Source organism: Candidatus Hydrogenedentota bacterium (genome assembly GCA_018005585.1).
Lineage (GTDB): Bacteria > Hydrogenedentota > Hydrogenedentia > Hydrogenedentales > JAGMZX01 > JAGMZX01.
The window spans coordinates 1-13,114 of sequence record JAGMZX010000159.1 but is presented as its reverse complement, the minus strand read 5'-3'; the positions used below and the strand labels follow the sequence as shown (position 1 = coordinate 13,114).

The 13,114-nt window shown below is 65.2% G+C and carries 7 protein-coding genes; all 7 read left to right on the top strand.

Annotated elements, in window-relative coordinates; translation table 11 throughout:
- Positions 1–2,935: hypothetical protein (locus KA184_20115; protein ID MBP8131890.1), on the top strand; the 2,935-nt coding region annotated here is incomplete at its 5' end.
- 106 nt (positions 2,936–3,041) lie between these two features.
- A complete protein-coding gene (locus KA184_20110) occupies positions 3,042–5,990 on the top strand; it encodes a right-handed parallel beta-helix repeat-containing protein (protein MBP8131889.1) in 2,949 nt (982 codons plus the stop codon).
- Between the two features lie 198 nt (positions 5,991–6,188).
- Positions 6,189–7,583, top strand: coding sequence for an SUMF1/EgtB/PvdO family nonheme iron enzyme (locus KA184_20105; protein MBP8131888.1), 1,395 nt, complete (start codon positions 6,189–6,191; stop codon positions 7,581–7,583).
- Between the two features lie 232 nt (positions 7,584–7,815).
- Positions 7,816–9,903 (top strand): type IV pilus assembly protein PilM, encoded by a 2,088-nt coding sequence (gene pilM / locus KA184_20100; protein MBP8131887.1) that lies wholly within the window; start codon positions 7,816–7,818, stop codon positions 9,901–9,903.
- Positions 9,903–10,886, top strand: a complete 984-nt coding sequence (locus KA184_20095; GenBank protein ID MBP8131886.1) for a hypothetical protein — start codon at positions 9,903–9,905, stop codon at positions 10,884–10,886. Before pilM ends, KA184_20095 begins: the two co-directional genes overlap by 1 nt.
- A 28-nt stretch (positions 10,887–10,914) precedes the next feature.
- Entirely contained in the window at positions 10,915–11,454 is a 540-nt protein-coding gene (locus tag KA184_20090; protein MBP8131885.1) for a hypothetical protein, read from the top strand.
- A gap of 79 nt (positions 11,455–11,533) precedes the next feature.
- Positions 11,534–13,114: hypothetical protein (locus KA184_20085; protein MBP8131884.1), on the top strand; the 1,581-nt coding region annotated here is incomplete at its 3' end.

Genomic DNA, 13,114 nt, shown 5'->3' with positions numbered 1-13,114 from the left:
GTTTTTCCATCTGGGCGGCGTGATCTACGACAACGCGATGCTGCTGCTGGGTGACCAGGGGCTCGACGCCACGCCCGCCGGCCCGTTCTTCCAGAGCGGGTTTGTGACCCGCTTCGGCTACGGCCAGGACCCGGGCGAACTCACCGCGGCGGCGCCCTATGTCGGGTCGGACCTGGACCCGCCGGCGTGGAAGGCCTTCGTGCAGCGCCGCTGGTACCCCGGCGACAACGTGATCGTGTCGTTGTACGAGGGGCCGGCCTCGGCGGGGCACGTCGCGGACCGCGCGACCTATAACGAGAACGATATCGTCAACCGGACCGTCGACGACGTGCGCGCCTGCCCCTATTGGGCGGACGTCAACGCCGACGGCGCCTTCGACGCGGCCGCGGGCGACGTCTGGCACGGGCTGAACCCGGCGTATCCGACCTTGTGGCAGGAAAACCACATGGGTCTCGATTTCTACAAGTCGCTCGAGCGCAAGCACCCGTTGTATCACGGGGACCGCTTCGGCACGTCGAACCGGTGGCAGGCGACCGACGGCAACTACGACGACTGGTCCGAGAGCCTCGTGCCGTGGGAGCGGCTGGTCCACAAGGAAGTGTGGCCCTACGGGCTGATGACGTCGTTCGAAGAAGGGATAGACGGCCCGACGGCGCACCGGTACCGGTTCGACGGCGCGCAGCCCGCCGTCGAGCGGCTGTTCCGCCACGCGATGCAGGGCTCGCCCCTGCGCATGAACACGGCGGCGCGCTATCTCGAGAACCCGCAGCTTCCGGACGGCTCGTATCAACTGCCGCAGTCGCCGGAGTTCCCGCTGCCGTGGTTCAACGAGCTGGCGTCCACGCCCAACCCCGGCTGGGGCCTGCGCAAGGCCCTGGTGCGCGACGCGAATTTCGCGTCGCCCGGCGACCTGATGCGCGTGCCGCGCATGAGTTTCGAACTGCCCCTGTTCAACCCCTATGCCGGCGCAGCCGCGGGCGCTCCCTACCTGGACGTGCCGTGGGTCACGGGCACGGGCGCCGTGAATGAACTGGCGCGCGTCGCGGGCGCCGGCGATACGCGGGAAGACACGACGCTGCGCACGGCGGTGCTCGGCCAGGCGGGCGCGGCCAGCGACACGGAAGCCTTGTTTGCAGAAACGCAGGATGCCTTCGTCACGCAGCCGCTCGTGCTCACGGCGGGCCAGGCCGAGTTCCACCCGCTGCGCCCGCAATTGGCCGAACTGGGCGCGGTCGGCTACGGCGGGCAATATCCCTATTTCCATCAGTGGTTGCCGGTTGGCGGCACGACGGTGCGCGCGCCGCGCGCCTGGGCGCCCTTCTACCTGTTTGAAATCAAGTCGGACCAGGTCTCCGACGTCAGCTTGTCGGACGCGTTCGCCCTGTCGCGCACGCCGGTCAAGTACGCCGCCAATGTGGGTGGGATGCAGGTCTTTCTGCCGCAGCTGCCGGCCCTGTTCAACAGCTACGCGCTGCTGATGCAGGAGAACAACAGGAACTGGCCCGCCTTTGACGCCGGGTATCCCGGCGATTATTTCGCCGTGCGCTGGCCCCTGCGCAGCCGCGTGGCCGGATACGTGGCCAGCATGGCCGACCCCGCCGGCGTGCCCGATATCAACGTGCCGCTCCTGTTTCCCGAGGCGATCTTCGAGTGGGGCGCCGAGGACGGACTGGAGAACGGCGAATACCTGCTGTATGTCGGCACGTTCATCCCCGGATTGCGCGCGACGCTGTCGCGCAACGCGGACCTCGCGAGGAATATCGACCCGGACCGCATGGACGACGTGGGCATGACCGTGCCGCCGTGGCTCAACGCGGAATTGCTGGCGAACACGCAACAAGTCGACGAGGACGGCCAGCCCACCGGCCCGGCGTTCCAGGTGGCCGGGCTGTTGCCCGACCCGTACGAGGCCGGGGTCGTCATCACGCCGGAAAGCGAGGAGTGGTCGTTCGAGATCGAGGTCTATACGAACCGCGCCCAGACCGGCGCCGCCATGCCGCGGCCGGACGCGTGGAACAGCGGCGCCGTGCTGCACCCGGACCCGGGCGGCTACATCCTGTACGGCGAAAGCGGGCGCGAGATGTGGCGGCCGCGCATCGTCGAGGTGCGCGACAACTACCTCGCCGTGCGCATCCGCAGCCGTTCTCCCGTCGGGCAGCCCGTCATGTTCACCCACGTCGTGCTCGCGCCGCGCCGCGGCACCCCGGGCCGCATCAATGTCAACACGGCACAGATGGCCATGCGCACGTATGACGCGGGCGACACCAATTGGCAGGAATTGTTCAATCCGCTCATGGGCCTGCCCGGCGTGGTCGATGCGGCGAACCCCGTTTCTCCCGTGGACCCCGTGGACGCGCCCGGCGCGGACACGTTTACGGACGCTGCCGGCCTCGCGTGGCTGCCGCCCTCGGTCGTCGCCGGCTTGCAGACGCCGCCCTACCGCAGGACCCCCGCCGCCGTCAGCGAACCGGCCGTGGAGCCCTATACGCGGCTGGACGACACGGGGCAGCGCACGGCGGCGCTGCAATTGACGGGCATGTTGCTGGAGGGCCTGCCCGAACATGCGGACGGGCGCTATTACCGCACACCGGGCGAACTGGCGCTGGACCGCAGCGGCTTCGCGAATCCCCTGCCGCGGCCGGACGACCGGCTCGCCGTCGAAATCTACCCGCTCAGTAATGAAGGCGACCCGGAAATTCGCTTCGACCAGGTGCAGGAACGGTTCCGGCGCATGGCGAACCTGCTCACGACCCGATCGGATATTTTTGAAATCATAGTGACGGCGCAGTCGGGGTATGGCCTCGACCTGGACAATGACGGCTTCATCAATTACCGAAGCGATGACGAGTTCGTGACAACCGCGGAGTCGAAGGTGCGGACGGTCTATATCCGAAGGTCGCCGCGCCCCGTACCGGAACCACCCGGCGCGCCGTAGAAAGCCGGCGGACAACTCCCCCCGATGGGCCTGAAACATGGCACAATAAGGGTGTGTGAGCCCGCCGGGCTTTCCTGGAGGCAGTGCGGGTAGAGGAGACGAGAAAATGCGTGGCCGCATGTTGCGCATTTGCGCTGGCGCCGTCCTGTGTCTGCTGGCCTGGATGCCCTGGGCCGCGGCGCAGCAGGTGGTAGTCGAGGCGGGCACGGAGACCCTGATTCTCTCCACCCTCACCGAAGCGCTCGAGCATCTGACCAGCCTCTTGGCGCCGGAGGTGCGGATTACGCTGCTCTTGACGGGCGGCGCGCCTTTCACTTTCCTCGAGCCCGCCGGCATTCAGGTCAACCTGGTCCAGACCAATAAGAAGCTCGTCATAGCGGGAGGCCAAGGGACGCCCGACAACATTACGCCTCTGGCGAGCCCGCAGGACGTGGTCGTCACCACGTCGCTGCCCACGCCCGTGTTCACGATCATGGGTCCGGGCGAAGTGGTCTTCGAGGCCCTGACCGTAGAAGGCGGCGGTTCGGCCGGCATCAGCGTTATCGGCGGCACCGCTCGGGTCACCTTGAACCGGTGTCTTGTGCGGGACTCGCGCGGGCCGGGCCTCAGTTTCAGCGGCAGCACCGGCGTTATCGCGAACACCTGTTTCTCGGGAAACGCGGACGCGGCCATCGACGTCAGCGGCGGCGCTGCCACCGTGGTGCAGTCCACGTTCATTGACGGAAGCGGCAACGGCATTACCGTGGGCGGCGGCAGCGCCGTGGTGATGGGCTGCCTTTTCTACAGAAACGAGGGTGACGCCTTGTCCGCCAACAATAAGGACAAGCTCAAGGCGTCATTCTGTACGTCGAGCGAAAATGGGGGTGATTCGCTGGACCTGATTGAGAATCCCATCGATGTCACCGTGAATCTGGATGCGGGCGGCGGTTGGCCCGGCAAGCTCGATAGCGGCATCCAGGCGCCGGGCATGGAGACGAGCGCCGCGGGCGAATATGGTTCGTTTGACTTCGAGCGTCAGGCGCGTATTGGCACGCCGCAGGTGGGCGCCGACTACGTGGGCGGCGGGGTGACCGACCAGGTCTGGCTCGATACCCGGTATTTCGTCTATGACCCGGGGCCGTATGGCGCGGGTTACGGCGACGGCCGAATCTACGTAGGCAAGGGCGCCACGTTCCGGATCACCATCGTCGGCAATCTGAACTTCGTTGACGACTATGTCCTGCTCGAGCCGCAGACCGGGTCGTTCGCGGTTCCCGGCCGCGCCATCCCGTTGCCGCTCGTTGGCGAGCCGCCGAATCCGGCCGACCCCTCCGGCGTGCGTGTGGGCTATGCCGATTATGCGCTGCAGACCACGGAGGTGAACGGCCTGGTGCTGGACGGTCTGGCGACGGTCTATCTCTTGGCCGACGGCGAGGTGTTCGGCGTCAATGCCATCAATACGCCGGACCGGGTCGCCGCGCGGGCGCTGGAGAACAGCAGGCTGCTGGTGCTGGACTCGGTCCCGCCCAGGCTGGCGCTGTCGCCGGAGAACGACGCCAGCGCGTTTCTCGTCGCTGCAACGGATGTCTACCTGGCTACCCCCGACAACGGCAGCGGCGCGCCGGGAGACTGGCCGCCCGCGATTGTGGAGGCCCCGACGAACCGCGTTTCGCTGGCCGATGCCGGCACGGCTACGGGAAACGCGGGCATGTACCTGAACGGCCCCGGCCCGCTCGTGTTTACGGTGGCGGCGCATTTTGATGACCATCCCCCGGAGGGCGGCCCGAGCGTCGAAGTCTCCGGGTTTGACGCCGGCCTGAGCGCGCTGAGCGTCGCCGACACCGTGGCGGGCAGCCTGCTCGGCCCCGCAGCGGATATCGCCCGGCCCTATTGGGCGGGCAGCTTCTTCCACTCGAAGGGCATTGACCCGGCCGGCGACCTGGTGACGGTGAACTACGGCGTGGCCGGGCCCGGCGCGCGCCAGCTCGACGTGGACTGGACCGTCGCGGGGCCGTTCGCGCTGGGTATCCCGATCGAGCGCGCCCTGTCCAATGACTGGCACATCCAGATGCAGCTTGTGGCCATGGACCGTGCGGGCAACAGCAGTCCGCTCGGCGGCAATGCGATCGAACTCTGGTGGATGCCGCTCCCGGCACGGGCCAAACTGACCTCGGCGACCAGGTACGACGGCGTGACGGCCTCGCTGCCGTCTTTCTCGTGGGACCTCGCACGGCTGGGTGAGTCGCCGTCGAATGCGAGCCCTTGCGACCCGGTTTTCAGCTACCGCTTCTGGAAAGCGGACGCCGGCCTCGACGCGGGCACGGCCACGTGGACCGCGCTGACCCCGTGGTATCTCTGGGACCGGCTGAAGAGCGGCGCGCCGCCCCAGCCTTTGCTGGAGGAGAATCAGAACTCGCGCATGCTAATCACGGTGCTGGGCGCGGACGAGGCGGGGAACATGCAGCCCGGCGGCGCGCTGGGAGACGCCTTTACCGGCTTTGCCGCCCTGCAAAGCCTCGGCATTGCCTACGACCACTGGGTCAACCCGGGCGGCACCGGCCAGATCGAGACGTCCATGACGGGCCGCTTCTGGCACACCGATGACGACGTGCTGATTCGGGATTTTGGCGCGGGGCCGCGCATCCCGCTGCCCGCGAAGAACAGCGGTGTGCACGTGGAGGCCCAGTTTGACATCTCGATAGAAGCCGCGATTCCCGCCAAGCGCAGCGTGATCTGGGTCTTGTCCGAGGACGGCGTGGAAAAGGCTTCGGCCACCATTACCGGCGTCGAGCCGGGGCAGACGGTGGTCCTGCGGTTGCGCGCGGACGCCGGTATCGTGCTGGGCGACGAATGGTCGGACACGCCGCGGACGCGGGAGTATCTCTTCCGCGCCTATGGCCGTTACGGACCGGACGACGACGTGTTGCCGCCCCCATACGCGGACACGACCCCGGCCGCCATCTCGTTCACGGTCTACCCGCTCGAGGGAGCGGACGTGGAAGGCACGGCGGGCGGCGCCGGCGGCGACGCAGGCGACGAACAGCCGTTCAAGGTGTTCGTGCGCGGCGAGGAATAGGCGGCGGCGCGGTTGCATGCGCGGCGCCGATCAGGTACAAAGGCGATAGACGCAGCACCTGACGCGTCCGCGGCCGGGGCGGTTGCCCGCCGCGGTTCGGGCGATAGCCCGGGATGTGTCGTCCGCTGACGGAAGCGTGGGACGAGCGCGCCGGGACGCGGCGGAGAGGTACGGATGTTTTTGGGGAGGAGTGCGAGCATGCTCTCGTACGCAAGGCAGTCTATGCATGCGGCGGCTGTCGTGTGCGTGTTTGCCTTGTGCTTGGCGTGCGGCGGACCGGAAGCGCCGGCCCGCGGCGGCGCGTTGACCCTCGCGAGCGAACCTCCCGGGGCCATGGTGACCGTCAAAAGCCAGGATTGCGGTGTTACGCCGCTGCGTCTGACCGGCCTGGATGCCGGCAAGACCACGATCATGCTTACACTCGACGGCTATGAGCGCACCTACGAGACGCTGACGGTCAAGCCGGGCGACAACGGTACGCACACGGTTGTGCTCAAGCCGCTGGTCGGCTTCCTGTCGCTGACCTCCGAACCCACCGGGGCGGACGTTGTGCTCGACGGCGGCCAGGTGGTCGGCACGACGCCGCTGGTCAACTACGAGATTCCGATTGGCCCGCACACCTACGAATTGCGCCACGAGAATTACCTGCCCACGGCCAAAGACATCGACGTGCTCGCCAATAACCCGTACCAGTATCACCATGAACTCACGCCGGTCCAGGCTACGCTCACGGTCTCGTCGCGCCCCACCGGCGCCGCCATCTGGGTCGATGAACAGCGGCAAACCGACAAGACGCCCGCGCGCTTCAAGCTGGCCCCCGGCACCTATGTCGTCGCCGTCCAGCGCGGCGGCTATCTGCGGGCCGACGAGGTCGTTGTCCTCGGCGCGAACGAAGACCGCAAAGTCGAACTGCAGATGCCGCCCGGCGAGGCGCCCGAGGGCATGGTCCTCGTGCCCGCGGGACCCTTCCTCATGGGGCAGAATGGCTCCGCGCCGGATGAGGCGCCGCAGCGCGAAGTGCACCTGGAAGCGTACTACATTGACCGGCATGAGGTGACCAACGCCGAATTCCAGAAGGTCTTTCCCAGCCACCAATTCCCCGAGGGCCAGGATTTCTTCCCCATAGCCGGTGTCTCCTTCAATCAGGCCACGGAATTCGCCGCCCGCGTTGGCAAACGCCTTCCCACGGAGGCCGAGTGGGAAAAAGCCGCCCGCGGCACCGACGGCCGGGAGTACCCCTGGGGAAGCGTGTTCGACAATCAGGTGTGCAATGTGGAAGAATCAACCGTCCATAAGCCGGTCCGGTGCGGCCGCTACCTGCTGGGCGCGTCGCCTTACCGGTGCCTGGACATGGCGGGAAATGTCTATGAGTGGACCTCGAACTGGTACGAGGCCTATCCGGGTAATGAACTAATTACCAAGGATTACGGCCAGGTGTACCGTGTGTTGCGAGGTGGTTCCTTCCTGGCGCAGCGCTTTGAGGCGCGGTGCGCACGGCGTCATTTTGACCGGATGGACGCCACGCGCAAGGACTACGGATTCCGGTGTGTAATGGACCTTCCCAGCGAACCGGACGGTGCGGCAGGCCCCTGACGGTCGCAGGCGAGGAAATAAGGCGAACGAGGGAAATTATTGTCAAGAAGATTATGTCTTGACAAGAATTTTATACTATACTACAATCAACGACAACGGTTTACGAATTTTCGGACTTGTGCTTTGTTCACAGTATTCACCGTGATGGTCCCCGTGGACCTCGCGGACGGTTCCGCGTGACAAGGGATACGGAAGGCATCCGTGACGGATGCCTGGAGTCGGCGGCAGACGTATGGCCACTTGGAAACGAGGCCGGAAACGGCGGCTGGTATTGGACCTTGGCGCCAGCGCCGTCCGCGTGTGTGAGCTTGCCCAGACGAAGACCGGGTATCAACTCACAAAGTACTACCAGGCGGAGTACAATGCCGACCCCGGTCTGACCGACCTCGAACGCAAGAAGCTGCGCCTCAAGGCGGTGGAAACGATCCTCAAGGAATCCAAGGTCCGCAACAAGAAGGCCATCTTTGCCGTTCCCGGGCAGTCGGTGTTCACGCGCAGCCGCACGCTGCCGCCCGTGCCCGAATACAAGGTCACCCAGATCGTCCGCTACGAAATCCAGCAGCAGATCCCCTTCTCGCTCGACCAGATTGCCATGGACTATCAGATTCTCGACCGCAGCGAAGGCGGCGGCTACGAGGTGATGATGGCGGCGATCAAGGTCGACGTCGTGGAAAAGCACCTGGAAATCCTGCGCGACGCGAAGCGCGGGATCGACGTGGTCGATGTAACGCCCTTTGCCGCGTACAACTGGCTCAAGCATACGGGCGAATTCGGCGATTCGGGCGAATGTGTCGCCTTGATAGATATGGGCGCCGCAACGACGGACATCATTATCGAACGGGAGAACCAGTTCCGTTTCACGCGGCCCCTCAATGTCGGCGGCAATGACGTCACGATGGCGGTGGCGTCGGCGCTTGGCATGACCTTCGCCGACGCGGAAAAGCTGAAACGGCAGCGGGCGTTTGCGCCCACGGGCGACCCCAAGGTGGACGGGCAGGGGGGCAAGATCATCGGCGATGTGCTCCAGCGCATGGTGAATGAAATCATGCGTTCGTTCGCGTATTTCCGCTCCCTGCCGGGCGGTGGCAGCGTCAACCGCGTCATCCTGTGCGGCGGCGGCGCGTGTCTGCGCAATATCGTTCCGTACATGCAACGCCAACTGGGCGTGGACGTGCGGATTGCGCAGCCGTTGGCGGGGCTGGCGCTCGCGCCCGCGGCTCAGGCGGCAAGCGACCACCCGGAACAGGCGTGCGTGGCCCTGGGGCTGGCCCTGCGCTGCAACGAGATGGTGCCCATCGAGATCAACCTGATCCCGCCGCGCGTCCTCGAGTCCTACCGGCGCCGCGAGCAGGCGCTGTATTGGCTGATGATTTTCGTCACCTTCGCCGTGATTCTCGCGTCGGTGATTCCCATCAGCGCCAACCAGAATGAGATGGTCAAAAGGCGCATCCGCAATATTCAGAATATCCTCGCCTTGTATGACCCGCTCTTCAGCGATGACGTAAGCCGGGTCGCCCAGCAGTCCCCTCAAGTACAGGACCTGAATCGCGCCAATCGCGCCATTCAGCAGCCGCGGGATGAATGTGTGGCGCTCAATTTCGCGTACCGGCGATGCATGTTCTGGACCGACGCGATGAAGATGCTCTCCGAAGCCCGGCCCGTGGCGGGTGACATATGGTTCACCAGCTTCGAGACGGTCTCCGCAGCGCAGGGGCAACCCGGCCAGCCGGGCCAGCCGGGCCAGCCGGCGGGCCGGGGGGAACGCGTGGGCATGCGCCGCGGCATAGGCACCGCCGCCGGAACCGGGAGCGGTCCCACAACCGCTACCGGGCCAGGCTTCCTGGGCTTTCCCGGCACGGCGCCGCCGCAGGAAATGCGCGCGGGCGCGGCGGGCGGCGGCGCGCGCGGGCGCGGCGGGCAGCCTGCGCAGCCCGCGCAACCCGGCGGGCCCTTCGAGTACGTCGTTCCGCCCGCGGACGGCGTCCAGGTTACCGGGTATGCGCGGAACACGGACCTGATCCGCCAGTTTGTGGAAAACCTGAAGACCGCGCGCCTGCAGTTGCCCACGAACTGGTATCTCTGGACAGCGGACGTCGTCTTTGACGACCGCGACGTGAACAAGTATCCGCTGGCCGTCCTGTGGGACCCGCAGGTCAAGGACGTGAGCCCGTTTGCGGACGCGGATTCGATTGTGTATTCGTTCCGGGTGGTGGTGTTGCTGCAGATGGGGCGTGAAGCGCCTGCGCCGCAGCCGGCAAGCGGTGCGAGCGCGGCGCCGCCTACCGCTGCGGCTGCCGCCCCAACCGGGAGCGCCGGCTGATGCGTGTCAGTAAAGAGCAGATTATCTTCGCGCTTGTCATCCTCGTCCTGCTGGGTGTTTGCGCGGGGGTGACCTATTTCTATTTCTGGGAAAAGCTGGAAGCGTACGCGAAAGACAAGGAAACCGAGACGAATCTCCTGGCTTCCTACGATTTCTTCCGCACCACGTTCAACGACATCAAGCCCAAGGTGCTTATCGAGGCCATCGAATCCAAGATACAGCCCTGGATGGACGCCCGGGATGAGTGGGGCGCCGTGTTTCACATGGACGGCTGGTTCGACCGCTTCAAACCGCGTCCCGAGGAGAAGTTTCCCAAGTTCTGGTACGACGAAGAATCGAGCAGGATGCTCAACGAACTGAGAACGAAGATCCTTCAAACGCAGCCCAATCTGTATTTCCCCCCGGACGTTCACGCCCTGTTTGGCGTACCCCGGCTTCAAGATTGGAATATGCAGGACGAAGTGACGGAAGCGGTCGCGCGCCGGGAACTGGCCAAACTCAGCTATGGGATCACGCTGTTTGAACGGCTGCTGGACCACAATGTCCTGCGTATCGACGACATCAGTCTATGGGAAGCCCGCAGGGACCCGCGCTACGGCGAATGGGTGCGTTTGCGCACGGCGGGCCTGGCATTCACCATGGGATTGAAGGACTTGGTTACCCTGTTGGACAGCTTCAGCGCCGAGTACCGGTTCATCACGGTCGACGCGCTTCGCATTACGTGGTTCCGGCCCTGGTGGGAGCCGCAATTGAGCGTACAAATGCTGCTGACCCAGGCGGTCTGGGTGCCGCCCGACAAACGGCCGCAACAGCAGGCCCAGCCTGCCGTGTCCGCAGCGACGCCCGGCGTGCCGGGCATGCCCGCAATGCCGGGTGTCGCCGCGCGGCAACTGGAGGGGCGGGGCCGTCCTCAGGCTGAGGAACCGGGGGTGTTTGGCAGAGCCTGGAAATGGTTCAAACGCACATTTCTATATATGAACTAGGACAACAAGTTCCGGTTCGGGAACACGCATGAACGACAGAATACGCAAGATCGCGAAGTGGCTATGGGCCAACAAGGAGCGTCTGATCCTTGTGGTCTTGCTGATCTATCTCGGGATGCGCGTTTACAAGGTATTTCAAAAGGTTGAGGAAGAACCGCTCGTGCTGCAACGGCCGGGCAACGAAATCCCCGAGGATGCGGTGCAACAAAAGGTCGTCCCGCCGGACCGCCCGGAGGGTTTGGGGCCCGGAGGCAAAGGGCCGCCGCGCCGGCCGCCCGGTTCCTATGGTTCCCTGATTGACCGGAACCCCTTCTTCTATCATGCCGCGCCCGGCGGTGGCACGGGCAGGCCCGAGGAAGAAAAGTGGGACATCGAGCTGCTTCAATTGCAGGAGCCGGTGCCAGGCACGGTGCGCGCGCGCATCCGGACCCAGTCGGCGACCAAGTGGTTCGACTTGGGCGACAGCTTTGAAGAATACGAGATTCAGGATATCAATATGGCCGAGGGCACGTGTACCGTCTATTCCTCGGAATATCAGCGCAGCAAGGTTCTGAAGCTTTCGCCCTAAATCGGGCGGTGGTAAGAGGTTGAGTATTGTGACGAAATTCGCTATAGTGTCTTCGATAAAGCGGGAGGACGAAGCCGTAATGAACAGGAATGTGTTCCCCATCATGTGGGTTGGCTGTCTGGCCGTGGCGTTCTTGGCGGCCTGGCCAGCCGCGGGGCAGGAGACGATGGAAGCCGCCGACGTGCCTGCTCCTGCCGTGCTAACACCGCCGCCTCCCGCGGAGACGCCCGCGCCGGCGGCGGCGGAGACAACTGCCTCGCTCGATGCGCTTGCTCTGGAGGAAGAGCAGCCAGTCGCCGTGGAAGGCACCGCCGTTTCACAGGCGGAGGAATTCGTGCGCCGCGGCGTTGCGCTTTACAGCCGGGAGCTGTACAGCGAGGCGTTGTCGGAATTCAACCGCGCGCTCGCGCTCGAACCCGACAATGCGCGCGCCCGAGAGTACATCCAGATGTGCGGCGCGAAGCTGCAACTCGCGACGGCCGGCATAACGCCCGCGGACCCCTCTTCCATCCCCGCGCTTGACCCCGAATCCATTTCTCAGGCGGAAGAGACGCCGCGGCCCACGGCCGAAGAAATCAAGCGGGACCGGGTGCGTCAATTGATGGATTGGGGGCGGCAGTACCTCGAAGCGCAGAAGTACACGACGGCGGCCGAGATATACCAGGAAGTCATGCTGATCGAGCCGACAAACGAGGAGGCCAAACTGGGCCTGCATCAGGCTACCATCGGGGTGAGCAAGCAGAGTATCGCGGAGCGGGAGCGCGAGGTCGAGGAATTCCGGCAACGCATGCGCGAATTCATCGAGGACTCGAAAATGCCGCCGGAAGGCGCGGACGCGCGCGGCATAAAGCCCTACACCCTGAGGGTGCCCGTCATCGAGGAAAAGATCGAGGAAGTCGTGGAGAAGACCGAACTCGACAAGGCCCTTGAATCTCCCGTCAATATCGAGTTCGACAATATCCACATCAGTGAAATCATGGAGTTTGTTTCGGATACGTGGGACATCAATATCGTCATCGATAATCGGGTTGTAGCGCCGCCGCGCCGCGCCGCACCCACGCCGGCCGGGGCTGTTCCCGGCGCGGGCGTTCCCGGCGCGCCAGGCGCGCCCGGGGCTGCGCCTTATGGCGGCGCGCCTGCCCCCTACGGCGGCGCCCCTGCGGCCTATCCCGGGGCAGCTCCCACTTATCCCACGTACCCGACGTATCCGACCACGCCGGCGCGGCCGGGCGCCACGCCGACCGGCGCGGAATCGCAGGCGGGGTACCAGGGATTTCGTACGGATGGCACGGTGCCTTATATCAATTTGAGCAATGTAAGTCTCGCGGAAGCGCTTCGCGCGCTGCTGCGGCCGTTGGGGCTGGATTATTCAAAACAGAAGAGTTTCCTCTGGATTAGCACGCCGAGCATTATTCGGACGGAGACGTTTGAACCGCTCGAAACACGCTTCTACGAATTGCGAAACGCCGGCACGCAAACGCTATTCAAGATTGTATTGCGTAACCGCTTTGGTGTGAGTGGCGGCGGCGGCTACGGCGGCGGCATGGGCGGCTATGGCGGCGGTGGTTATGGCGGTGGCGGCTATGGGGGCTACGGTGGCGGCGGCTACGGCGGCGGCGGTGACGGCGGGGGCGGCTACGGCGGTGGCGGCTGCGGCGGC

What these genes read in the sequence shown, in the direction of transcription:
- KA184_20110 (MBP8131889.1), top strand. Translation starts at nt 3,042, where the DNA reads ATGCGTGGCCGCATGTTGCGCATTTGCGCTGGCGCCGTCCTGTGTCTG.
- KA184_20105 (MBP8131888.1), top strand. Translation starts at nt 6,189, where the DNA reads ATGCTCTCGTACGCAAGGCAGTCTATGCATGCGGCGGCTGTCGTGTGC.
- pilM (MBP8131887.1), top strand. Translation starts at nt 7,816, where the DNA reads ATGGCCACTTGGAAACGAGGCCGGAAACGGCGGCTGGTATTGGACCTT.
- KA184_20095 (MBP8131886.1), top strand. Translation starts at nt 9,903, where the DNA reads ATGCGTGTCAGTAAAGAGCAGATTATCTTCGCGCTTGTCATCCTCGTC.
- KA184_20090 (MBP8131885.1), top strand. Translation starts at nt 10,915, where the DNA reads ATGAACGACAGAATACGCAAGATCGCGAAGTGGCTATGGGCCAACAAG.